The organism is Blautia hominis (assembly GCA_002270465.1).
Classification (GTDB): domain Bacteria; phylum Bacillota; class Clostridia; order Lachnospirales; family Lachnospiraceae; genus Blautia; species Blautia hominis.
Genome location: NQOF01000005.1, coordinates 275,808 through 300,419 on the forward strand (window position 1 = coordinate 275,808; position 24,612 = coordinate 300,419).

Sequence of the window (24,612 nt, forward strand, 5' to 3'; positions counted from 1 at the left end):
AATGGAGGAATTTTTGGTAGTTTACCGAAGCAAAGTTATGCCGGGATAAGCTTTACAACAAATACGTTATGGGAGGTCAATCTCCGCTGATAAAACTGCCTGATCTACTGCTTCGCTCTCTGCGCCTTCTTCATATACCTGCGCCCATAACTCAAGGTCGTCAAACATGTATATCTTCAGTTTTGTGATGTCCATGCCCTGTACGGCATTCACGGATCTTCCGTATATTTCTTCTGTAGGAGTCAGCATCTCCCCATCCTGATTGAATATAATGGTATTACATTGGCTGTATGTCTTGCTGTTCTGTTCCACATATTCCTCATATGTAATGCCGAAATCATCCGAACCTCCCGTCTTCTCTCTCATAACAGATTCGTACTCTTCCCGGCTGACCTCATTTTCCGTATACGGCACATCGGTGTAGGCAATGACCTGATAAGGTGAAAGAAAGACTTTGTCAAGCCGGTAGCCATTTTCTTCTTTATTTACAGGTATTTCCTGTACTGCCTCAGTATCCGCTGTAAATGGCAGTTCCAGGCTCCAGACTCCCTGGATCTTATGGGAGGCGGAGATGTCTTCTGCGTCCGCTTCATTTTTGTCATCATATCCCACCATGGAAAACTGAAGCTCAAGTACGCCTTCCTGCAAATTTTGTTCCTCCAAATCCAGCTTCATCATTCCCACAAAAGTGTGGTCATCCACAATATGCCCTTCCAGGTTATTATTCATCAGCATATTTTCCTCTTCGCTGCCTGAGAGCTTCCAGCCGCCCTGAAGATACATGATATTTCCCGGAATGTTGTCAAGCCCTCCCTGCTCTACATCAATCTCCGCTGTGACAAATACGGAAAGTCCGTCACAGTATATTTCAGATGCAGTAATTGTCACGCCCGCATCCTGAACCGTGTACTTTGAATCGGCGGGCACCGTACCGTCAGCATCCTCCTTTGACAGGATCTCAGCCTTGTCACTATATTCCCCGGAAAATGTGGACTGCTGTTGGATCTGTTTGAAAATCTTCCCAAGAATGGGTATTTTTGCCGCAAACGCCGGATCCGCAAAGCAGATTGTTGTCACGGTTATGGCTGCCGCTGCTGCTACGGCGGTATATTTCATCCAATGTTTCTTATCTGATCTCCTGTTTTCGGTTTGATCCGGCAGGTTTGAGAGTGTTTCCGTATACTTCGTCCATACTTCATCTGGTACTTTCGTTTCTTTCCTGAGTCCTTGAATCATATTATCAAAATCTTTCATATCAGATACCCCTTTCCAATCCGCAGTGTACTGTTTTTTTGTTAACATCAGGCATGTTTTGGGACTGCTTTGCACTCATGCTGTACTGCTGCCCCAGCTTCTCCCTGGCCTTAGACAGCCTCCCTCTCACTGTGCTCTGATTGATCCCCAGTATTTCCGCGATCTCCCTTGCCTTGAACCCTTGTACATAGTATAGGATGACTACTATCCTGTATTTTTCGTCAAGACAATTCAGAAATTCTTCCCACTCCACATTTGCATAACTTTCATCGTGAGCCCATGCCTCCGGCAGAGATTCCTCTGAAACCAGCCTTTTTCTCTGCCTGTAAATAGTATTGCAGTGATTGATCAAAATACGTGTCAGCCAGGTTTTGAAATACTCATCTTTTTTCAGCGTATTGATTTTTTCCCAGCATGTGAGGGCTGTCTCCTGCATGGCATCAGCCACATCTTCATCATTCTTCAAAATAGCCTTGGCTGTCTTATATAACGCAGGCCCCTGTTCTTCCATCAGTTTTTGAAATGCGGCTTTGTCATGCTTCCTGGCCTTTTTTATCAATAATATCTTCATACTCATCCCCCTTTGCGGAGTCCGGATCTCCTGTTTGCTTTGTACACTTATTAGATGGGTCAGAACGACTTTTTGTCCGGCTAGGTATCAAATTAATTAACAGAAAAACCCGTAGAACCTAAGTTCTACGGGCATCTTATGCTATTCACCGCCACTTTTGCCATTTTTACGCATTATGCTATGCCATCGCAGCTTTTTAGAATGGCATCCTTATAGTGCCGGTTCTCCATGCACAATTTTGCGGTTTCTAAAGTCTCCACTGCTGTCTGATACCTATATAAGCATAAATCTTCTGCTTTATTATCCATTGATCACTACCCCTTCATCTCTTACATTTCTGTAGAAAGGCAAGGTATCCACCCAATATTCATATTGTTCTTCGTTCTTTATTATCGGAGAAATATCTATGCCTGTTTCGATTTCTATCTCAAAAGCCATGTCGTATACATCATTTTCAATCCGTTTAATCTCCGCATCCGTCATCTTTACCAATATCATTACATCCACATCCGAATGATCATGATTATCCCCTCGTGCATAGGAGCCATAAAGTATTACTTTTGATAAACGGCTGCCCAGCAGATCTCTCAACTGCAGGGAAAATTTATATACTATATTCCGTATATCATCTGGCATGACATTTCCTCCTTTTATTTTTATTATAGCCCATTCATTTATGTTTGTATACAAGAATCTCCCCTCCCTTGTTAGCGTCTCTCGTCCCATAAAACTGCCACTGTCTTCTGCTGTTAGGGTGTAACGGTTCAACCTCTTGATGATTTAAATATGCCGCATGACCGTGAGCCAAAATAACTTCTTATATATAACAGAAAAACCCGTAGAACCTAAGTTCTACGGGCATCTTATGCTTGGACACAATGTACCATACGGTACGAATCTATATTTAGATTTGATTACTCGATGATTGTAGCAACACGGCCCGAACCAACAGTACGTCCACCTTCACGGATAGCGAAAGTAAGACCCTGGTCCATAGCGATCGGGTGGATCAGCTCGATTGTCATCTCTACGTTATCACCAGGCATGCACATTTCTACACCTTCCGGTAAGTTGCAGACACCTGTTACGTCAGTTGTTCTGAAGTAGAACTGCGGACGATAGTTGTTGAAGAACGGTGTATGACGGCCACCCTCGTCTTTTGTCAGAACGTAAACCTGAGCTGTGAATTTTGTATGGCATTTGATTGTTCCCGGTTTAGCAAGAACCTGTCCTCTTTCGATCTCAGTTCTCTGAACACCACGAAGCAGTGCACCGATGTTATCACCAGCCTGAGCCTCGTCTAACAGTTTACGGAACATCTCGATACCTGTAACAACAACTTTACGTGTCTCTTCTTTCAGACCAACGATCTCAACTTCTTCAGATACATGAAGAACACCAGCCTCTACTCTACCAGTAGCAACTGTACCACGACCTGTGATAGAGAATACGTCCTCTACAGGCATGATGAACGGTTTGTCTGTGTCACGCTGAGGATCCGGAATCCAGCTGTCAACTGCAGCCATCAGTTCCATGATCTTGTCTCCCCACTCGCTGGTAGGATCTTCCAGAGCTTTCAGAGCAGAACCCTGGATGATCGGTGTGTCATCGCCCGGGAAGTCATACTCGCTTAACAGCTCACGGATCTCCATGTCAACCAGCTCAAGCAGTTCTTCATCGTCTACCATGTCACATTTGTTCATGAATACAACGATGTAAGGAACGCCTACCTGACGAGACAGCAGGATATGCTCTTTTGTCTGAGCCATAACACCATCAGTTGCAGCAACAACCAGGATAGCGCCGTCCATCTGAGCAGCACCAGTGATCATGTTCTTTACATAGTCAGCATGGCCTGGGCAGTCAACGTGTGCGTAATGTCTGTTTTCTGTTTCATATTCAACGTGAGCAGTAGAGATTGTGATACCACGTTCTCTCTCCTCCGGAGCTTTATCAATGTTAGCGAAATCTACTGCTGCGTTACCTTCTACTCTCTCAGAAAGAGTTTTTGTGATAGCAGCTGTCAGAGTTGTTTTACCATGGTCAACGTGTCCGATGGTACCAATGTTACAATGCGGTTTGCTTCTTTCAAATTTAGCTTTTGCCATTTTGAATTTCCTCCTTATTCACATGCGCCCCGTCTGGGCAATTTGATTATTTTTTTGTTGCCTCATAACGAGGCGGTTGGAATATCAATATATTCAACCTGCTATCCTTGATTATATTGCAAATCAAGGATATTTGCAAGTTTTTAATTATTATTTTCCTGTTTTTACTGAAAGCACTTTTTCCTGTACAGATTTTGGAACCGGCTCATATTTCTCGAAGAACATGGAGTAGTTACCACGGCCCTGTGTTCTGGAACGCAGGTCTGTTGCGTAACCGAACATCTCAGCCAGAGGAACGAATCCGCGGATCATCTTACCTCCGCCGATATCATCCATACCCTCGATACGTCCACGACGGGAGTTGATATCACCGATTACATCACCCATGTAGTCTTCCGGAGTAGTAACCTCTACCCTCATGATAGGCTCCAAGAGAACCGGAGCTGCCTTCGCCATAGCTTCCTTGAATGCAAGAGAACCTGCAATGTGGAATGCCATCTCGGAGGAATCGACCTCATGGTAAGAACCGTCGTATACGTTTGCGTAAATACCAACAACCGGGAATCCTCCCAGAATACCAGCTCTCATAGCTTCCTCGATACCCTGTCCTACAGGCTGGATGTATTCCTTCGGAATAGCACCGCCCACAACCGTGCTCTCGAACTTGAACAGTTCTTCGCCGTTGGCGTCCATAGGCTCGAATCTAACTTTACAGTGACCGTACTGTCCACGACCACCGGACTGTTTTGCGTATTTACTGTCAACATCAGCATTCTTGGTAAAGGTTTCTTTATAAGCAACCTGAGGTGCACCAACGTTAGCCTCCACTTTGAATTCACGAAGCAGACGGTCTACGATGATCTCCAGATGCAGCTCACCCATACCGGCGATGATGGTCTGACCTGTTTCTTTATCTGTATGCGCACGGAAGGTTGGATCTTCTTCGGCAAGTTTTGCCAGAGCTTCACCAAGTTTGCCCTGTCCGGCTTTTGTTTTAGGCTCGATAGCCAGCTCGATAACCGGTTCCGGGAATTCCATGGATTCCAGGATCACCGGATGCTGATCGTCACAAATCGTATCACCTGTTGTGGTGAATTTAAATCCGATCGCTGCAGCGATGTCACCGGCATATACTTTATCCAGCTCCTGTCTCTTGTTGGCATGCATCTGCAGGATACGTCCAACACGTTCTTTTTTGCCTTTTGTTGCATTCAGTACATAAGAACCGGAGTTCATGGTACCAGAGTAAACTCTGAAGAATGCCAGCTTACCAACGAACGGGTCAGTCATGATCTTGAATGCAAGAGCCGCGAACGGTTCGTCGTCGGAAGAATGCTTCTCAACTTCGTTTCCGTCCATATCCTGGCCTTTGATAGCCGCGATATCTGTAGGAGCAGGCATAAATTCAAGAATAGCATCCAGTAATTTCTGAACACCTTTATTTCTGTATGCAGTACCACAGCAGACAGGAATGGCTGCACATTCGCAGGTTCCTTTTCTCAGGGCTGCTTTCAGAGCTTCAACGGTAGGTTCTTCACCTTCCAGATACTCCATCATTAAGTCATCATCTAACTCGCAGATCTTCTCAACCAACTCTGTGTGATACAGTTCTGCGTCATCAGCCATATCCTCAGGGATATCTGTGATGGAAATGTCTTCACCTTTTTCATCATTGTAGATGTAGGCTTTCATTTCAAACAGGTCGATGATTCCTTTAAATTCATCCTCTTTACCGATTGGCAGCTGAAGACAAATTGCATTTTTACCTAAACGAGTCTTAATCTGTTCTACGGCACCATAGAAATCTGCACCCAGGATATCCATCTTGTTGATGAATGCCATACGGGGTACATTGTAGGTATCTGCCTGACGCCATACATTTTCAGACTGAGGCTCAACGCCGCCTTTTGCACAGAATACACCAACAGCACCGTCAAGTACACGTAAGGAACGCTCTACCTCTACGGTAAAGTCAACGTGACCCGGGGTATCAATGATATTAATACGATGTTCCAGTGCACCTGGTTTGCTTTTACAGTTTTCCTGTAAAGTCCAGTGACAGGTGGTAGCGGCGGAAGTAATCGTGATACCTCGCTCCTGTTCCTGCTCCATCCAGTCCATGGTAGCAGTTCCTTCGTGAGTATCACCAATTTTATAGTTAACACCGGTATAGTATAAGATACGCTCTGTAAGAGTGGTCTTACCGGCATCAATATGTGCCATAATACCAATGTTTCTGGTTCTATCTAACGGATATTCTCTTCCAGCCAATGGATTTTCCTCCTCTAGAATCGATAGTGAGCAAATGCTTTATTTGCCTCAGCCATCTTATGCATGTCTTCTTTCTTCTTAACAGATGCGCCTGTGTTGTTGGAAGCATCCAGTAATTCATTAGCCAGTCTGTCTTCCATGGTCTTCTCTCCTCTTTTACGAGAGTACAGAGTTAACCAGCGAAGAGCTAATGCCTGACGTCTTTCCGGTCTAACCTCGATCGGTACCTGATAGGTAGCACCACCGATACGTCTGGCTTTTACTTCCAGAACCGGCATAATGTTGTTCATTGCTTCTTCAAAAACTTCGATTGCCGGTTTACCGGCCTTTTCCTCCATTTTAGCGAACGCACCGTATACGATCTTCTGAGCTACACCCTTCTTACCATCTAACATAATGTTATTGACAAGTTTGGTAACCACTTTGTTTCCGTATAACGGATCTGCTAAAACGTCTCTTTTTTGAGTATGTCCTTTACGTGGCACGTTACTTCCCTCCTTAATCATTATCAAAATTACGGACAACGGTCATTGCCCTAACGATTAGATCATCGGTACTCACACAACTATTTTGTATGTCCGTACTCGGTAAATCCTATATAGAAACCCGCAGCCACAACCTGGGTCTATGGAATCCCGGTACAAAATCAGTTTTAATAGTTATATCTGTGACTTCAAATGATTCTAATTAATTATTTTTTCGGTCTCTTAGCACCGTATTTAGAACGGGCCTGACGTCTGTTGGCAACGCCTGCAGTATCAAGTGTACCACGGATAATGTGATATCTTGTACCTGGTAAGTCTTTTACCCTACCGCCACGGATAAGAACAACACTATGTTCCTGAAGGTTATGTCCTTCACCTGGAATGTAGCTTGTTACCTCGATTCCGTTGGAAAGACGAACTCTGGCGATCTTTCTGAGAGCAGAGTTAGGTTTTTTCGGTGTAGCAGTCTTAACCGCTGTACACACACCCCTCTTCTGCGGAGAAGACATATCTGTTGTCCTCTTCTGTAAAGAGTTAAAACTCTTCTGAAGCGCCGGAGCTGTGGACTTCTTCACAGAAGTCTGACGTCCTTTTCTTACTAACTGATTGAATGTTGGCATTCCATTTCACCTCCTGTAATATTTTCCTTCTATAATAATGAGGTTCTTTTCGCTGTGCTCAAAGAACGGCTTTCTCACTAAACTCGCACTATGTGCTCCTTAAGTGTTCAATGCCTATAGAAGAAATGAGTGGCTGCCAGTTATTCATTGTCATGAATAAATGATTTTACGCGCAAAAAAACTGCGTCTTTATGCACGCTCTCTCATTATATCCATGGAAAATCGTGCTGTCAAGGAAATTTTTCAAAAAAATACAATTTTACAGGTATTTTTCCATTTTTAAACGCAGAATGCGCTCCACAGAGGCGTCAATCCTCTCCTCACTCAAATCGCCTTCCTCCACGGCTTCCAGCACGCCGTTGTAGGCGGCTCTGAAATCGTCCGGCATCAGAAGCATGTCCGCACCTGCCAAGATCGCTTTCACGGAAGCCTCGGCCGGACTGTATACCCCGGAAACCGCCTTCATATTCAGGGCATCCGTGATAATGATGCCATCATATCCGTACCGGTCCCGGAGAAGACCTGTCAGAACTTTTTCCGAGAGAGATGCCGGCGTATTATCCCCCAGGGATTTCGGTATGGAGATATGACCTGCCATAATAAAGTCAGGGTCTGCCTTGATCCCTTCCTTAAAAGGCAGCAGCTCTTTTTCCTCCATCTCCTCTAGAGTCTTGTCCGTGTAGGCACGTCCCTCATGACTGTCCTCTATCGTGCCTCCGTGACCCGGAAAATGCTTCAGACAGGCAGAGACACCGTTGTCCTGCAGTCCCTTGACCACCTGTGACGCCATATCAGCGACCAACTGGGGGTCCTCCCCAAAGGAGCGGTCCCCTATAACAGTATTGCCAGAATTTGTAATTACATCCGCATTCGGAGCAAAATCTATATTAAATCCTAATTCTTTCAAATAGGATGCTAAGGTTTTTCCCACATCATAGGCCTGTGAAGTATCTTTACTGTCTCCAATGGCCCGCATACTCTCATATTCTGTGACAGAGAAATTCTTGTTTCCCGCTACCCGGGATACTTCTCCGCCCTCCTCATCCACACCTAAAAATACCGGAACACCTGCGATCTCCTCCGCGTAATCCTGGGTTTTCGCCAGCATCCCGCTAAGCTGCTCCGGCCCCTGGATATTCCGGGAAAAATATACGATCCCGCCAACAGGGTACTGCTCATATGCTTTCTTAGTATCCTCTCCGGCAACGGTTGCCGCATCAACCTGAGTGATGTCCTCCGGGGTGACAAAGAATAGCTGCGCTGCCTTCTGCTCAAGGCTCATACTCTTTACTTTATCCTTAACCTTCTGGGGAATGTCAGAGGATACATAGATCTCAGCCGGTCCTGTATCCGTTTCCCCAGGCTCTGCCCCGGCAGCGTCTTTGATATCCTTGGAACCGCTCTTGCTTTCTTTCACGGATTCTTTCCCCCGGTTTTCGGATTCTTTGTTCTGCACCTGGGATGCGGACACAGCTTCTGATTTTTGGTTTCCTGACTTTAAGGTAATGACGATCAAGACAATAGATAAAACTACAATGATGACTCCCATGGGAACCAGCATCCATAAAGGTGACTTTCTTTTTTTGTTCATACTTGTCCTCCTTTAAAAGACTGCATAACCTGAATATACAAAACCGCTCCTCCGGTCATTTTTCCGGAAAAGCGGTCTTTTGTATTTTTTGCTCTATTCTTCTGTCAGTTCAGCTTCCTCTTCCTCCTCGGAAAGTTCCACCTCATCAACCTCATCTGTCAGCTGGACAACTTCTTCTTCATCCTCCGCCGGAAGTTCTTCCAGGGCCTCAGCAAGTTCAAAGTCATCGTCAAACTCCTCTTCATCCTCAATCAGATCTGTATCAAGTTTGATGTTGGAGTAGCACTTCATACCTGTTCCTGCAGGAATCAGCTTACCGATGATAACATTCTCTTTCAGACCGATCAGCGGGTCAATCTTGCCCTTGATGGCAGCTTCTGTCAGAACCTTTGTGGTCTCCTGGAAGGAAGCCGCGGACAGGAAGGAGTTGGTTGCCAGGGATGCCTTGGTGATACCAAGCATAACCTGTTTTCCATCTGCCGGCTCTTTGCCCTCTTCAATCAGTTTCTCATTCTCTTCCTCGTAGTCCAGAACGTCAACCAGGGTGCCTGGCAGGAATTCTGTATCTCCGTTGTCCTCGATGCGGATTTTCTTCAGCATCTGGCGAACGATAACCTCGATATGCTTATCATTGATCTCAACACCCTGCAGACGGTATACACGCTGTACTTCCTGGATCATATAATCCTGAACAGCACGGACACCCTTGATCTTCAGAATGTCATGAGGATTCACACTACCTTCTGTCAGCTCATCACCGGCCTCCAGATACTGACCGTCCTGGACCTTGATACGGGAACCGTAAGGGATCAGGTAAGTCTTGGAATTGCCGTCCTCATTGTCTGTGACAATGATCTCACGCTTTTTCTTTGTATCCTTTAATGTGGCAATACCCTTGATCTCTGTGATGATAGCAAGACCTTTTGGCTTTCTTGCCTCAAAAAGCTCCTCCACACGGGGAAGACCCTGTGTGATATCGCCGCCGGCCACACCACCGGTATGGAAGGTACGCATGGTAAGCTGTGTACCCGGTTCACCGATAGACTGGGCTGCAATGATACCTACGGATTCACCTACCTGAACCGGCTCACCTGTTGCCATGTTGGCGCCATAACACTTGGCACAGACACCGATGTGGCATTTACATGTGAGGATCGTACGGATCTTAACGGAATCATAGGCCTTGCCCTTTTCATTCACACCTTCGTTTACCACGCGGGCAGCACGTTTCGGGGTGATCATATGGTTTGCCTTCACGATCACTTCGCCTTTGGCGTTCTTGATGGTCTCACAGGAGAAGCGTCCTGTAATACGCTCCTGAAGGCTTTCAATCTCTTCTTTTCCGTCCATGAAGGCTTTTACCCACATACCCGGAATCTCGCCTCTGTCTTCACAGCAGTCCACTTCGCGGACGATCAGGTCCTGGGAAACGTCAACCAGACGTCTTGTCAGGTATCCGGAGTCAGCGGTACGCAGGGCTGTATCGGACAGACCTTTACGGGCACCATGGGCGGACATGAAGTATTCCAGTACGTCCAGACCCTCACGGAAATTGGACTTGATGGGCAGCTCGATGGTGTGACCTGTTGTATCGGCCATCAGACCACGCATACCGGCAAGCTGTTTGATCTGCTTATCGGAACCACGGGCACCGGAGTCAGCCATCATGAAGATGTTGTTGTACTTATCAAGTCCTGTCAGCAGGGCCTTGGTAAGCTCATCATCGGTCTTCTTCCATGTCTCAACTACTTCTTTATATCTCTCTTCCTCCGTGATCAGACCACGTTTGAAGTTCTTGGTGATAAGGTCAACCGTATCCTGTGCCTTTTGGATCATCTCCGGTTTCTGAGGCGGCACGGTCATGTCGGAGATGGATACGGTCATGGCAGCTCTGGTTGAGTATTTGTAACCTGTGGCTTTGATCTTATCCAGCACCTCTGCGGTTCTGGTAGCGCCATGGGTGTTGATCACTTTTTCCAGGATCTGTTTTAACTGTTTCTTGCCTACCAGGAAATCAACTTCCAGTTTCAGTTCATTGCCCGGTACAGAACGGTCAACAAATCCCAGATCCTGAGGAATGATCTCATTGAACAGGAAACGTCCCAGTGTGGAGTCCACAGTGTCCTGCATTACCGTGCCGTCCGGCATGGTCTTGCTGCAGAATACATGGATCCTGGTCTGCAGTGTGATATATCCGTTTTCATAAGCCAAAATGGCTTCATTTACACTCTTAAAGTATTTGCCTTCACCCTTAACTCCCGGTCTCTCCTGTGTCAGATAGTAGATACCGAGGACCATATCCTGTGAAGGAACAGCCACCGGACCACCGTCGGACGGTTTCAGCAGGTTGTTTGGAGACAGAAGCAGGAAACGGCACTCTGCCTGGGCCTCAACGGACAGCGGAAGGTGGACAGCCATCTGGTCACCATCGAAGTCAGCGTTGAACGCCGTACAAACAAGGGGATGCAGTTTGATCGCTTTACCCTCAACCAGAATCGGCTCAAATGCCTGGATACCCAGACGATGCAGTGTAGGCGCACGGTTTAACATGACCGGATGTTCTTTGATAACATCTTCCAGGACATCCCATACTTCAGGTTCCAGCTTCTCCACCATCTTCTTGGCATTCTTAATGTTGTGGGCAGTGCCGTTGCTTACCAGCTCTTTCATAACGAACGGCTTGAACAGCTCAATCGCCATCTCTTTCGGCAGACCGCACTGGAAGATCTTCAGTTCAGGTCCAACCACGATAACGGAACGTCCTGAGTAGTCAACTCGCTTGCCCAGAAGGTTCTGACGGAAACGTCCTGATTTACCTTTCAGCATATCGGAAAGGGATTTCAGTGCACGGTTACCCGGTCCTGTGACCGGACGGCCACGGCGTCCATTGTCGATCAGGGCATCTACAGCCTCCTGGAGCATTCTCTTTTCATTGCGGACAATGATGTCAGGAGCGCCCAACTCAAGCAGTCTTTTCAGACGGTTATTTCTGTTGATGATCCTTCTATATAGATCATTTAAGTCAGATGTGGCGAAACGTCCGCCGTCCAGCTGAACCATAGGACGGAGGTCCGGTGGAATGACAGGCACCACTGTCATGATCATCCACTCCGGACGGTTCCCGGATTCACGGAAGGCTTCCACAACTTCAAGTCTTTTTACAATACGGGCGCGCTTCTGGCCTGTGGAATCCTTGAGACCCGCTTTCAGTTCTTTGGATTCTCGTTCCAGGTCAATGGCCTCCAGCAGTTCCATAATGGACTCTGCACCCATTCCTACCCGGAATGCGCTGTCGCCGTATTTTTCTCTGGCATCCTGGAACTCTTTCTCTGTCAGCACTTGTTTGTACTGCAGTTCCGTGGTTCCTGCATCCAGAACGATATAGTTGGCAAAGTACAGGACTTTCTCCAGTGACCTTGGGGAAAGATCCAGGATCAGTCCCATTCTGGAAGGAATACCCTTAAAGTACCAGATGTGGGAGACCGGTGCTGCCAGTTCAATATGGCCCATGCGCTCCCTGCGGACACTGGCTTTTGTCACTTCAACGCCGCATCGGTCGCAGACAACGCCTTTATAGCGGATCTTCTTGTATTTGCCGCAGTGACATTCCCAGTCCTTGCTCGGTCCGAAAATCCTTTCGCAGAACAGGCCGTCTTTTTCCGGTTTTAAGGTTCTATAGTTAATGGTTTCCGGTTTTTTAACCTCGCCTCTGGACCAGTCCCGGATCTTCTCCGGGGACGCCAACCCAATCTTGATGGCGTCAAAGGTCATTGGCTGATATGCCTCTTTATTTGCTGTTTCTGGCATTGTGGACTCCTTTCCTTACTCCTCGACAAGAGTATCATCATCTAAGCTCAAGAATGCTTCTTCATCCTCTTCCGGCTCATCCTCCACGTCTACTAATTCTTCGCCCTCGAATTCCTGTTTTGAGAATCCGTAGTCACCGTACTCTTCCTCGCCGCGGTGTTTGGAATCGCCTTCAATGATGGAGCGCATATCTGTCTCGCCATAGTCGATATTCTCCATGATTTCCACTTCTGTCATGTCTTCTCTGAGGACTCTGACATCCAGACCCAAGGACTGCAGCTCCTTCAAAAGTACCTTGAAGGACTCCGGAATACCAGGCTCCGGAATATTGTCGCCCTTGATAATCGCTTCATAAGTTTTCACACGTCCGATCACATCATCGGATTTCACTGTCAGGATCTCCTGCAGTGTGTAGGAAGCACCATAAGCCTCCAGTGCCCAAACCTCCATCTCTCCGAAACGCTGGCCGCCGAACTGGGCTTTACCACCCAGAGGCTGCTGTGTTACCAGGGAATATGGGCCTGTGGAACGTGCGTGGATCTTATCATCTACCAGGTGATGCAGCTTTAGGTAGTGCATGTGTCCGATGGTTACAGGGCTGTCAAAATATTCACCTGTACGTCCGTCACGGAGTCTTACTTTACCGTCACGGGAGATCGGCACGCCTTTCCACAGCTCTCTGTGAGCTCTGTTATCGTAAAGGAACTGTAAAACTTCCGGGCGCAGCGTATCTTCATACTTGGCCTCAAAGTCTTCCCATTCCATATTCACATAATCATTTGCAAGATCCAGAGTATCCTGGATATCATTCTCGTTGGCACCGTCAAATACCGGTGTGGCAATATTGAATCCAAGGGCTTTTGCTGCAAGACTCAGATGGATCTCCAGCACCTGCCCGATGTTCATACGGGAAGGCACACCCAGAGGGTTCAGTACGATGTCCAGCGCACGTCCGTTTGGAAGGAACGGCATATCCTCAACAGGAAGCACACGGGACACAACACCCTTGTTACCGTGACGGCCGGCCATCTTATCACCTACAGAGATCTTTCTCTTCTGGGCAATATAGATGCGGACTGCCTGATTCACACCGGGGGACAGCTCATCGCCGTTCTCTCTTGTAAATACTTTTGCATCCACAACGATACCGTACTCACCGTGAGGAACCTTCAGGGAAGTATCACGTACTTCACGGGCCTTCTCACCGAAAATAGCACGGAGCAGCCTCTCTTCCGCGGTCAGCTCTGTCTCTCCCTTAGGAGTCACTTTACCGACCAGGATATCACCTGCGCGGACCTCAGCACCGATACGGATGATCCCACGCTCGTCCAGGTCTTTTAAGGCATCATCACCTACACCCGGAACATCACGTGTGATCTCTTCAGGTCCTAATTTTGTATCTCTGGCTTCTGCCTCATATTCTTCAATATGCACAGAAGTATAGACATCATCCTGTACCAGTCTTTCGCTTAACAGGACGGCATCCTCATAATTGTAACCTTCCCAGGTCATGAAACCGATCAGGGGGTTCTTGCCAAGAGCCAGTTCACCGTTGGAGGTGGACGGACCGTCAGCGATCACCTGTCCTGCTTCTACATGCTCCCCTTTGGTCACGATGGGCCTCTGGTTATAGCAGTTGCTCTGGTTACTTCTCATGAACTTGGTAAGGCGGTAAGTGTCTTTTGTACCGTCATCATTGCGCATAACGATCTCTTTTGACGCAGCGCACTCGATGGTGCCGGCTTTTTTTGCCACTACACAGACACCGGAGTCAACGGCAGCCTTCACTTCCATACCGGTTCCTACAACAGGCGCTTCTGTGGTGAGAAGCGGAACGGCCTGACGCTGCATGTTGGATCCCATCAGCGCACGGTTGGCATCATCGTTCTGCAGGAAGGGGATCAGGGCTGTAGCAACAGAGAACACCATCTTCGGAGATACGTCCATGTAGTCAAACATATGACGTTCATATTCCTGTGTCTCATCCAGATAACGTCCGGAAACGTTCTTATGGATAAAGTGTCCTTCATCATCCAGCGGCTCATTGGCCTGCGCAACGTGGTAATTGTCCTCTTCATCTGCGGTCATGTAAACAACTTCATCTGTAACACGCGGATTCTTAGGATCTGATTTGTCAATCTTACGGTACGGTGCTTCCACAAAACCGTACTGGTTGATCCTGGCATAGGATGCCAGGGAGTTGATCAGACCAATGTTAGGTCCCTCAGGAGTCTCGATGGGGCACATTCTTCCGTAATGGGAGTAATGTACATCTCGAACCTCGAAACCTGCACGGTCTCGTGACAGACCGCCGGGGCCCAGTGCGGAAAGACGTCTCTTATGGGTCAGCTCACCCAGAGGGTTGTTCTGATCCATGAACTGTGACAGCTGGGAGGAACCGAAGAATTCCTTCACGGCTGCTGTTACCGGCTTGATATTGATCAGGGACTGGGGAGAGATACCCTCCATATCCTGTGTTGTCATTCTCTCACGAACCACTCTCTCCAGTCTGGAAAGACCGATCCTGTACTGGTTCTGCAGCAGTTCACCTACTGCACGGATACGTCTGTTGCCCAGATGGTCGATATCATCATCATTGCCCAGACCGTATTCCAGATGCATGTTATAGTTAATGGAAGCAAGGATATCTTCTTTGGTGATATGCTTTGGAATCAGCTCGTGGATCTCACGATGGATGGCATCCTTGATATCCTCAATATCCTCATTCTCCTCCAGGATCTTAGCCAGGACAGGATAGTAAACCAGTTCTGTAACTCCCATCTCGGCAGGATCTGCGTCCACATAGTTGGTGATATCCACCATCATGCTGGAAAGGACTTTCATGTTACGCTCTTCACCCTGGATCCACACATAAGGAACCGCTGCATTCTGGATCTGGTCAGCCAGTTCTTTTGAAACAACGGTACCGGCCTCTGCCATGATCTCACCTGTTGTGGTATCCACAACCTCCTCAGCCAGCACATGGCCTGAGATACGGTTTCTCAGCAGTAACTTTTTGTTGAATTTGTAACGGCCTACTTTTGCCAGGTCGTAACGTCTTGGGTCAAAGAACATACTGGTGATCAGGCTCTCTGCGCTCTCCACAGCCAGCGGCTCACCCGGACGGATTTTTTTGTATAACTCCAGAAGACCTTCCTGATAACTCTCAGCAGTGTCTTTTGTAAAGCTGGCTAATATCTTCGGTTCTTCACCGAATAACTCTATAATTTCTGCATTCGTGCCAATACCTAACGCACGAATCAAAACTGTAATAGGGACTTTTCTAGTTCTGTCTACACGTACATAGAATACGTCATTGGAGTCGGTCTCATATTCCAGCCATGCACCCCTGTTCGGGATAACGGTACAGGAATAAAGGGTTTTGCCCAGTTTATCATGAGCGATAGCGTAGTAAATGCCCGGAGAACGTACAAGCTGGCTGACAATAACTCGCTCAGCGCCGTTGATTACGAAGGTACCGGTTGCTGTCATTAACGGCAGATCACCCATGAAGATTTCATGTTCACTGATTTCGTCATTCTCTCTGTTGTATAATTTTACCCTTACTTTCAAAGGAGCTGCAAAAGTAGCATCCCTCTCCTTGCATTCCTCGATGGAGTATTTTACCTCATCTTCACACAAAGTAAAGTCAACAAATTCCAAGCTTAATTTACCGCTGTAATCGGCGATTGGAGAGATATCTTCAAAAACTTCTTTTAGACCTTCGTCCAGAAACCACTGGTAAGAGTCTTTCTGTACTTCAATGAGGTTCGGCATTTCCAGTACCTCTTTCTGGCGCTGGTAGGTCATTCTCATGCTCTTACCGGTTGTAATGGGACGGATTCTATTTTTCTCCATTGACGTTTCACCCCTTGTATGTTTTAATTTTATTATGCTTATACCTGAGCCTCCAAATGGAAGTTTCCCAATTACAAAGTTTAATTTCATTCATAAATAGAGAGACAGGCATAACTTGCCATAATAGTGCATTTCTCACTATAACACACCCTGTCAAGCGTGTCAACCATTTTTTGTTAAAATATTTTTGCGCTTTCTGGGCATACTGTCCCTGTGCTTTTCCCCTGTATTTCACAGCATTTCCTGCAGTCTCTCCACATTTTCGATATACATTTCCTGCCCCCGGATCTTAAAATATCCTTCCCTTTCCATCATTTTCAGCTCCTGATTCAAAGAGGATCTGCTCACATGGAGCATATTTGCCAGGATAGACTGGGACAAGGGCATGTGCACCGTCTCCCCCGGTACAATGTCATTCATTCCCACGATCCAGTAAGCGATGCGCTCCCGGATGGTCTGATAATTCAGGCAGTTAAGGTAAAGCTGGTCCTTCAGGCCGCGCCGGGATATATAGAGCAGAAGGGAATACATCAGCAGGCTGTCACGTTCCAGCATCTCCTCCAGGACTTCCACCGGAATCCAGGCCACAGTGGACTTCTTGGCAGCTACCAGGGAATAGGTATAGTATTTTTTTCCGGAAAAATAGAGCAGCTCCGGAAAAATATCATTCTTTTCAAAATAAGCATGGCACAGTTCATCCCCATTGACGGTCTGGTCCACTGCTTTCAGGATACCATCCAGCACGATCCCGAAATGGTTGATCTTACTCCCCTGGGGACAGATCAGCTCTGATCTCTGGTATGTCTTACAGTTTATACGCGGCCGGTACATGCAGTTCCCCATACAGAGGTCCGCGAAGGGAACCGGACAGCTTTTTTTCGGTTCCTCAAAAAACTTGTGCATATAAATCCCTCCCAACCCTTAACTTTAAATCTAAAAAAAGAAACGCAAAGAGGGGCTGCCTAAAACAGCTCCTCATTGCGTTCCTTCTATTATTAATGTATTTACTCCAGTGGTCTGTCCAAAATGTCGCACAGATCATCATAATCCTTCTCACCATTGAAACGCTGAACCTCTTCCCCATTTTTAAAGATTGCAACGACGGGGATTCCTCCGATATGACACGCATCCAACAGATCCTGGTTGGCGTCTACATCCACATAGCGTACTTCATACATGCCCTCATATTCTTCCTGAAGGGCCTCCTCCAGAACCGGATGGAGTGCCTTGCAGTGTACACAGCGCTCTGCCCCGAAGAGCACCAGGACCGGTTTGCCCTTGACTTTCAGCACATCATCATTCCAGTTTGCCATGGTCACCGGTTTGAAAAAGTCTTTATTTACCTCAAAGACTTTCTCCCTCTGCGTTACATCTTCCTCATCGTCTGTGGCCACACACAGTGCCACATCTTGATAATACGGCAAAGTTCCTTCAATATCAATGATTTTTTTCGCTCCGAAGGCTCCGGCTCCCGGCACGCGGTATGTTATGTTGTCAATTGGGGCTATTGGTACCTCAACCGGAACAGGTTCCTGGGGAACGTAGCTGTAAGGATAACGGTAAGCCCTGTAGATCATATTGTTCTTCGGACCTTTTTCATTGTGTGTATAATAAGGAGAGATCCACTCCCACACAATCTCATGCTCCGGTGTCACCTCAATGACACGTCCGTCGGAACCTTCTGTAACCATGGTATTTCCGTTTGGCAGACGCTGGGCACTGCTCACGTAGGGACTGTAGAATTTGCTGGCATCCGTGGGAACCGCATGGCCAAGTTCCTTTGGGGTAAGTTTCCAGACAACCTCCAGGGTCACGGGGTTAAACTCCAGCACACGGCTGTAATCACGCAGGGCATTCTTGACACCAATAGGAGCTGACGGGTTCGGCACACCGTAGCCGCCCCAGCCGCCGTTGTCAAATACCATTAGGTTGCCCTCTCCCGGAAGTCCTTTTGGGATCATATGGAAATGATGCTGTCCGATGATCCAGCCCAGTTTTTTCAGTTCCGGCGTGGCGTTAAAGTCAGGACCGATCCGCCAAACGATCTTTCCGGTCTCCTTGTCAAGGATTGCCAGGATGTTGGCTTCCCTGCAGTCAAATATAATATTGTCCGGTTTAAATCTCTGGTCGCCCAGATCGTACCATTTGTTTGGACCCAGGTAGCTCATGCAGTTTACATGCAGGTAATCTCCTACACCGCCGTCTGAGGAACGCATATTGGGATCACGGAACAGTGCGTTTTTGGCTGCCTCATCAAAGCCCAGTTCCTCAAAATGTTCACTGATAGACCATTTCCAGAGGATATTCCCCTCCCAGTCCACTTCGATCATTGCGTCATCCAGGAGCTTTTTGTCAGAAATCTTGGGATTTCTGATGGTCTGATGCACTAATATCAATGTATTTCCTTCCAGAGGCTTTGCATCCATACCCGGAACATAATACCCTACAGGGTTTCCCTCTCTCTGATAATCGTGGTGCTGGCGCGCCATCCAGCGGTGGTCTCTGCCCGGGTCGTCAATATTTTCAAAATGGTCGAACTCCCAGACAATATTGCCGTCATAGTCGATCTCCATCAGGTTTACCCCGTCCTGCATTCCGTAATCCGGATGACGGTATCCGGAAAGCCCCATAACATATCCGCCCGGAAGCAATTTAGGCGGCATGGCATGCATATTCCAGCGCCTGATCTCATTTCCGTTCATGTCGAACAGCAGAACGCCGTCGTTGATCAGCGGAACAATGGTATATCCGCTCCAGCATTTCTCAGGATTGTAAACAGTGACACCGTGTGGAAAAACTAATGGCTGACCCATAATCTATTACCTCCAAAAATTAATTTAATCGTAACGTTCAGTACCCTCACAGTTACAGGCAAAATCCATGCAAAATCGCCTTGGGCGATGGGATTTTTGCTTGGCCGTGGTACACTTTCTTACGGCCAGCGCAGTGAATGCGCAGACCTACTGAATAGTTCATTTAATCTATACAACCGTGCCGCATCATCGGACACATCTTTTGCAATTACCTTTCTTTTACTTCCAGCAGCTTTCCGTTTTCATAAAATGCTGTGGACACTGTGCGCCGGACCTTCAGATTCTGGTAGAGAAGATTCTGCCGCGTGATGTCCTGGCGGTAAACCTTCCATTCTCCCTTTAACTGCTGTTCCAGTTGGGAAACCGCCTCGATATCAGCATTGTTGTAGGGATTATAGAACACAAACGCGATCTTCCCGGAATCCGGTCCTAAGATGCCTTCAATCTGTCCCAGTTCTTTCACGTAACGCTCAGAGGCAACTGCCGCCACCGCGCCGTTGGCCGCTGAAGTGACAACCTGCCGCAAAAATGTCTGTGTGCAGTCTCCCACTGCATAAAGCCCGGGAACACTGGTCTCCATCTTATCATTTACCTTAATGTAGCCGCTCTTGTCACAGGTCACCATCTCCCGGACCATCTCCGTCTGAGGCACCATACCTACAAAGAAGAACAAACCGGCTGCGCTTACTTCCCGGACCTGGCCGGTTTCCACATTTTTAAGCACCAGAGATTCCACATGATCTTTTCCCTTGATCTCTTGCACGGTGGAACTCCAGCAAAAATCTATTTTAGGGTTCTGATAAGCATGTTCCGCCGACACCTCATTGCAGTCCAGATGCCCTTTCTCATGCAGAACAATAATAGTGACCTTGGAGGCAAACCCTGTCAGATAATCTGCTTCCTCCACTGCCTGGTCTCCGGCACCCAGTACATAGATCTCTTTTCCTTTAAAGAACTCCGCATCGCAGGTGGCACAGTAAGCAACTCCATGTCCCACAAACTCTTTCTCCCCGGGAATACCCAGTTCCCTTGGGCGGGTACCCAGATCCAGGATCACACTGCGGGCCTTAAAGTCCCCCCGCCGCTTTGTGCTGACCACAAAAAGATTTTCCTCCTTGCTGATCCCAGTGGCTGTGGTCCGTTTCAGTTCCACAGTGGGATAACTGCCTGCATGTTCCCTGAACTTTTCCATGAGGTGCTGGCCGCTGTCCACAATGGTGCCCGGATAATTCCTGATCTCATAAGTATCATTGATGCGCCCGCCATAACTACCCTTTTCCAGAAGAAGGGTCTTTCTCTCGGATCTGCCTGCATAGATAGCCGCCGCAAGGCCGGCAGGACCGCCGCCCACGATGACCAGATCATAAATTGATTCCATATGTTCATCTCCTATTCTTGGTTTCCATGTCTCGGTTTCTATGTTTGATCTCTTTGTTTGATCTCTTTGTTTGATCTCTATGTTTGATCTCTACGTTTGATCTCTTTGTTTGATTTCTTTGTTTAATCTCTATGTTTAATCTCTACGTTTGATCTCTTCGTTTGATTTCCTAGTTTGATTTCTTTGTTTTTACACCTTTGACTTAATCTCGTTTCTTATGTCCCATTTTCTGTAACCGGTTCTCTATCTGCTGTTCTGCCTATATCCGGCCTTTTACTTTTTTTCCGGTTTTGTCCCGGCATTCTCTGCCCACTCCCGAAACCACCCAGAAGATACAGATCGCAGTTAAGATCAGGCAGTAAAAGGAACAGATGAAAATCTGAAACGGCGTCACCGTGGGCAGATAACTGTGGTTCTGCACCATCTCATTGATGATTGTCACACTTCCCATAACAAACGCACTGTTAATAGGTATGATCGCGCTGAAGTTGGTTGCGTTCGCTGTCAAAAGAATGCTCCTGCGTTCCGGCGGGATACCGCTTTCCTGCCCGATTCTGTCTGCCATGTCCCCGAACATGAGGATGGACGGCAGCACACATCCGGCCAGCAGTATATTGATAATGACTATCCCTGCGGTCAGGACTGCCTCGGCGCCCCGTTTTGTCCTGGTAAATTTGCCGGAAAGAATATAACTGCAGCATTTTTCCAGCATTCCACCGTCCACCGCCACGGCGATCAGTCCATAAAGCAGGATGGTGGATACCGCCACATCAATGATCCCGTAAATCCCTTCAAAGATGATCCCCTTCAGGCCCGCTGTCTCATAGTCAATGCTCACAATATCGGAGAATGTGAACAGTCCGGTAAGCAGTCCGACCACAAGCCCTGTGACGATTGCAAAGGAAAGCCCTTCAAACAGATTTCCCGTCTTAAAACAGATAAAGAGAAGCACCGCAACCGGAACCAGCATCCATAGCCCTCTCACATCGGAAAACTTGGACAGCTCCGCCATATCTCCCATGGTTCCCTGCCCGGCTCCAAATATAAAATACAGAACCATTGTGGCTGCCCCTGCTGCCAGAATATAAGGTGTCCTCGATCTCAGGGTGGAAAGAAGCTGTGCAGGCCTTCCCGTTCCCTGTTCATGCTGTGTCATCACTGTGGTGTTGATCACCTGGGAGCTTGGAGACAGCGCATCCCCGAAGAAAATACCGCTGATCAGTGCACCGCTCAGCATGGCCGGATTGGCACCCATAAGGATCCCGGGCGGATAAAAGATCGGAATCACTGCAAACAATGCCGCTATAGGTGCCCCAGCCCCCATAGAGATTATGGCTGAAGCCAGAAACGCGAAGACCACAAACCCACTCTTTGTAATCCCCAGTTGAAGGCTGAGCCAGATGAACCCGTCTCCAATCTTTCCGGTCATCATCAGTTTGGAAAATATGCCGATGATCAGGAAGATAAATATTAGCCTTGAATTCCCGTACTGTGCCAGCCCGTGAACAATGGAGTCCCAGTATTTTCCTTTGTTCCTGCAGAGAAAGAAACCTGCCAGAAGGGAAATGACCGCTGCGAAGATCAACCCTTTCATTGAATAATAATGAAGCCCCACTGAAAATATTCCGCCTATCAATATGTACAGCCCGAACGGCATCATGGCAAATGCCTGGCTGCCCCAGAAAACCAGCCTGGGTTTTTCTGTTCCTATGCTGCTCACCCCGTTTCCTTTAGATAGTTAAAAGTATAACACGCCTGGAAAACTATACCTGTTCGCGCGCCAACACTTACACAATTTTTTTTAAGTTCTCGCAGTTTTTTTGACATAACTGACAAAAGACCCATAGCATCAGGTTCTTTTCCCCTGGTACCATCGGTCTTTTATTTAACAAGGGCTTCCACCCTCTCGGAGGGAATCCCCACTGTATCCTGCACATTCACGATGTGATCATGCATATTTAAATTATCTGTGTTGAAAAACTCTTTTTTTAAACGATTTGATCTTTGAGATATATTTGCTTGTATAGATCACAGCTATGATAAGCATTCCGAAAGATATACCGGCACAGAGTGACGCAATATTTTCCGCGGCTCCGCTCTCGGCCAGACCCATGCCCTCCAAAATTATAAAAACTATAAAACACAATACGCCAATCCAGGAGAAAATATGCAGTTTTTTCATCAGCCTCATTTTCTCATCATTGCTATAATCCGCAACCTTCAATACAGTTTCTTCTAAATCTTTATTCATCTTCTCACTCTTCCTTTCTCCGTCAAGCAGTTCCCTCAGATCCACATCATAATAATCTGCCATTTCCACAAGGATATCCAAATCAGGCATATTGTTCCCTGTCTCCCATCGCGAAACGGTTCTTCCGGTGACATTAAAATGTTCCGCTAACTGCTCCTGGGTAAGCCCTTTTTCTTTACGGAGCATTTTAAAAAAACTCCCTATCTTTTTCTGGTCCAATTCCTTGTTCCTCCTTTCAACGTTAGTATAGTCCGGGAACGCTGCATATAACACGACACAGAGTGAGAAATGCCGTATTTTACTACCGGACATACCGTGTCCGATCCTAAAATTTAATAGTTTTGCAGAGGCTTTCGGCTCCCCCGGTTGCTTTTGTTTTGTAAATTTCCAGCAACACAGAACATGCTGCCATCGTTAATTAAAAACCCCGGTACCATATAGATACCGGGGCTAAAATAATATAATTTTTATTGTAAGATGTGTAAACAAGTGTGTAACGAATGTTCATTATACCTTATCTACCTTGAAAACACAAAGTATTTACGCTTAAATTATTTAAGTGTAACTTTAGCGCCTTCGCCTTCAAGTTTTGTTTTGATCTCTTCAGCCTCTGCTTTGGAAGCAGCCTCTTTGAGGACTTTCGGAGCACCGTCAACAACTTCTTTAGCTTCTTTTAAGCCTAAGCCGGTAACTTCACGAACAACTTTGATAACTTTAACTTTGTTAGGACCAACTTCTGTCAGTTCTACGTCAAACTCATCTTTCTCTTCTGCTGCTGCTGCACCATCACCTGCTGCTGCAACTACAACGCCTGCTGCTGCGGATACACCGAACTCTTCTTCGCAAGCTTTTACTAATTCATTTAATTCTAATACAGATAACTCTTTGATCGCTTCAATAAATTCAGCTGTTGTTAATTTTGCCATTTTTATTTACCTCCAATTTTTTGTTTTATTTTCATTTGATAGTACATCTGACTTTGTCAGTGTATTAGCTTACTCTGCTGCTGCACCGCTCTGCTGTTCAGCAATCTGGTTAAGCACACGAGCAAAGTTTGTGATAGGAGACTGGATACTTCCAAGCAGTTTTCCAAGCAGTTCTTCTCTTGAAGGAACTTTGGAAAGTGCCTCGATTCCTGCCTTGTCGTAGTAAGCGTCTTCCACAACACCTGCTACTAATTCCAGAGTCGGAACTTCCTTTGCATATTTTGCAAGGATTCTTGCCGGAGCAGTTGCATCTTCCATACATACTGCTAAAGCGTTTGTTCCCTCTAAATGCTGGCATAACTCTTCACAAGGAGTTCCTTTGAAAGCAAAGTTCATCATTGTGTTTTTGTATACTTTGTAAGTAACACCAGCTTCTCTTAATTCCTTACGCATTTTTGTATCCTGCTCAACAGTGATACCTTTGTAGCTTACTAACACTACGGATGCGGCATCTTTAATACTGTTGGCAATCTCGTCTACGACCGGTTTTTTGAGTTCTACTTTTGCCATGAATTAGTGCACCTCCTTATTTTTTTAGGCTGCGCTGCACATATATCGAAAGGTACTTCAACGATTAGTACGAAAAAAACCTCTCTGCATAGACAGAGAGGCTTCATCA

The 24,612-nt window shown here is 46.8% G+C and carries 18 protein-coding genes and 1 other annotated feature (1 of these 19 cut by a window edge); all 18 genes read right to left on the bottom strand.

The features are described from left to right. Positions 1–66: 66 nt before the first annotated feature. Entirely contained in the window at positions 67–1,254 is a 1,188-nt protein-coding gene (locus CI595_RS17700) for a DUF4179 domain-containing protein (RefSeq protein WP_162291914.1), read from the bottom strand. Between the two features lies 1 nt (position 1,255). Beyond that, complete coding sequence (locus CI595_RS17705) at positions 1,256–1,825, bottom strand: RNA polymerase sigma factor (protein WP_095174961.1); 570 nt, start codon at positions 1,823–1,825, stop codon at positions 1,256–1,258. A gap of 173 nt (positions 1,826–1,998) precedes the next feature. Continuing rightward, a complete protein-coding gene (locus CI595_RS26685; protein ID WP_278277968.1) occupies positions 1,999–2,133 on the bottom strand; it encodes a hypothetical protein in 135 nt (44 codons plus the stop codon). Then, positions 2,126–2,515, bottom strand: a complete 390-nt coding sequence (locus CI595_RS17710) for a nucleotidyltransferase domain-containing protein (RefSeq protein WP_243135200.1) — start codon at positions 2,513–2,515, stop codon at positions 2,126–2,128. Before CI595_RS17710 ends, CI595_RS26685 begins: the two co-directional genes overlap by 8 nt. Before the next feature lie 224 nt (positions 2,516–2,739). Continuing rightward, positions 2,740–3,933, bottom strand: a complete 1,194-nt coding sequence (tuf, locus tag CI595_RS17715) for an elongation factor Tu (RefSeq protein ID WP_095174962.1) — start codon at positions 3,931–3,933, stop codon at positions 2,740–2,742. Between the two features lie 150 nt (positions 3,934–4,083). Beyond that, positions 4,084–6,204 (bottom strand): elongation factor G, encoded by a 2,121-nt coding sequence (gene fusA, locus CI595_RS17720; protein ID WP_095174963.1) that lies wholly within the window; start codon positions 6,202–6,204, stop codon positions 4,084–4,086. A 14-nt stretch (positions 6,205–6,218) separates the two neighbouring features. Then, on the bottom strand, positions 6,219–6,689 hold the full coding sequence (rpsG, locus tag CI595_RS17725; RefSeq protein WP_207652261.1) for a 30S ribosomal protein S7: 471 nt from the start codon (positions 6,687–6,689) through the stop codon (positions 6,219–6,221). Positions 6,690–6,895: 206 nt separating this feature from the next. Further along, positions 6,896–7,309 (bottom strand): 30S ribosomal protein S12, encoded by a 414-nt coding sequence (gene rpsL / locus CI595_RS17730; RefSeq protein WP_065543568.1) that lies wholly within the window; start codon positions 7,307–7,309, stop codon positions 6,896–6,898. Between the two features lie 259 nt (positions 7,310–7,568). Continuing rightward, positions 7,569–8,900: a glycoside hydrolase family 3 N-terminal domain-containing protein gene (locus CI595_RS17735; RefSeq protein ID WP_095174964.1), complete on the bottom strand. Its 1,332-nt coding sequence runs from the start codon at positions 8,898–8,900 to the stop codon at positions 7,569–7,571. A gap of 93 nt (positions 8,901–8,993) precedes the next feature. Continuing rightward, on the bottom strand, positions 8,994–12,707 hold the full coding sequence (gene rpoC, locus CI595_RS17740; protein WP_095174965.1) for a DNA-directed RNA polymerase subunit beta': 3,714 nt from the start codon (positions 12,705–12,707) through the stop codon (positions 8,994–8,996). A gap of 15 nt (positions 12,708–12,722) precedes the next feature. Further along, entirely contained in the window at positions 12,723–16,565 is a 3,843-nt protein-coding gene (gene rpoB, locus CI595_RS17745; protein WP_095174966.1) for a DNA-directed RNA polymerase subunit beta, read from the bottom strand. A gap of 231 nt (positions 16,566–16,796) precedes the next feature. After that, positions 16,797–17,468: a Crp/Fnr family transcriptional regulator gene (locus tag CI595_RS17755; RefSeq protein WP_095174968.1), complete on the bottom strand. Its 672-nt coding sequence runs from the start codon at positions 17,466–17,468 to the stop codon at positions 16,797–16,799. 101 nt (positions 17,469–17,569) lie between these two features. After that, positions 17,570–19,378, bottom strand: coding sequence for an aryl-sulfate sulfotransferase (locus CI595_RS17760; RefSeq protein WP_095174969.1), 1,809 nt, complete (start codon positions 19,376–19,378; stop codon positions 17,570–17,572). 208 nt (positions 19,379–19,586) lie between these two features. Beyond that, positions 19,587–20,756 carry an NAD(P)/FAD-dependent oxidoreductase gene (locus CI595_RS17765; protein WP_095174970.1) on the bottom strand — a complete coding sequence of 390 codons (1,170 nt, stop codon included), beginning with the start codon at positions 20,754–20,756 and terminating at the stop codon, positions 19,587–19,589. A gap of 259 nt (positions 20,757–21,015) precedes the next feature. Continuing rightward, the gene (locus CI595_RS17770) at positions 21,016–22,416 is read right to left on the bottom strand and encodes a Na+/H+ antiporter NhaC family protein (RefSeq protein ID WP_408608207.1); all 1,401 of its coding nucleotides are present in this window, start codon (positions 22,414–22,416) and stop codon (positions 21,016–21,018) included. 303 nt (positions 22,417–22,719) lie between these two features. Continuing rightward, a complete protein-coding gene (locus CI595_RS17775) occupies positions 22,720–23,226 on the bottom strand; it encodes a helix-turn-helix domain-containing protein (protein WP_095174971.1) in 507 nt (168 codons plus the stop codon). A 332-nt stretch (positions 23,227–23,558) separates the two neighbouring features. After that, positions 23,559–23,933, bottom strand: coding sequence for a 50S ribosomal protein L7/L12 (gene rplL / locus CI595_RS17780; RefSeq protein ID WP_018596966.1), 375 nt, complete (start codon positions 23,931–23,933; stop codon positions 23,559–23,561). A gap of 69 nt (positions 23,934–24,002) precedes the next feature. Then, complete coding sequence (gene rplJ, locus CI595_RS17785; RefSeq protein ID WP_095174972.1) at positions 24,003–24,503, bottom strand: 50S ribosomal protein L10; 501 nt, start codon at positions 24,501–24,503, stop codon at positions 24,003–24,005. Between the two features lie 63 nt (positions 24,504–24,566). Continuing rightward, positions 24,567–24,612: a sequence feature (ribosomal protein L10 leader region), on the bottom strand; it runs 95 nt beyond the window's last position.

What these genes read in the sequence shown, in the direction of transcription:
- CI595_RS17760 (WP_095174969.1), bottom strand. Translation starts at nt 19,378, where the DNA reads ATGGGTCAGCCATTAGTTTTTCCACACGGTGTCACTGTTTACAATCCT.
- CI595_RS26685 (WP_278277968.1), bottom strand. Translation starts at nt 2,133, where the DNA reads ATGGATAATAAAGCAGAAGATTTATGCTTATATAGGTATCAGACAGCA.
- CI595_RS17735 (WP_095174964.1), bottom strand. Translation starts at nt 8,900, where the DNA reads ATGAACAAAAAAAGAAAGTCACCTTTATGGATGCTGGTTCCCATGGGA.
- rpsL (WP_065543568.1), bottom strand. Translation starts at nt 7,309, where the DNA reads ATGCCAACATTCAATCAGTTAGTAAGAAAAGGACGTCAGACTTCTGTG.
- tuf (WP_095174962.1), bottom strand. Translation starts at nt 3,933, where the DNA reads ATGGCAAAAGCTAAATTTGAAAGAAGCAAACCGCATTGTAACATTGGT.
- rplL (WP_018596966.1), bottom strand. Translation starts at nt 23,933, where the DNA reads ATGGCAAAATTAACAACAGCTGAATTTATTGAAGCGATCAAAGAGTTA.
- CI595_RS17770 (WP_408608207.1), bottom strand. Translation starts at nt 22,416, where the DNA reads ATGATGCCGTTCGGGCTGTACATATTGATAGGCGGAATATTTTCAGTG.
- CI595_RS17765 (WP_095174970.1), bottom strand. Translation starts at nt 20,756, where the DNA reads ATGGAATCAATTTATGATCTGGTCATCGTGGGCGGCGGTCCTGCCGGC.
- CI595_RS17755 (WP_095174968.1), bottom strand. Translation starts at nt 17,468, where the DNA reads ATGCACAAGTTTTTTGAGGAACCGAAAAAAAGCTGTCCGGTTCCCTTC.
- CI595_RS17700 (WP_162291914.1), bottom strand. Translation starts at nt 1,254, where the DNA reads ATGAAAGATTTTGATAATATGATTCAAGGACTCAGGAAAGAAACGAAA.
- rpoC (WP_095174965.1), bottom strand. Translation starts at nt 12,707, where the DNA reads ATGCCAGAAACAGCAAATAAAGAGGCATATCAGCCAATGACCTTTGAC.
- CI595_RS17705 (WP_095174961.1), bottom strand. Translation starts at nt 1,825, where the DNA reads ATGAAGATATTATTGATAAAAAAGGCCAGGAAGCATGACAAAGCCGCA.
- rplJ (WP_095174972.1), bottom strand. Translation starts at nt 24,503, where the DNA reads ATGGCAAAAGTAGAACTCAAAAAACCGGTCGTAGACGAGATTGCCAAC.
- rpoB (WP_095174966.1), bottom strand. Translation starts at nt 16,565, where the DNA reads ATGGAGAAAAATAGAATCCGTCCCATTACAACCGGTAAGAGCATGAGA.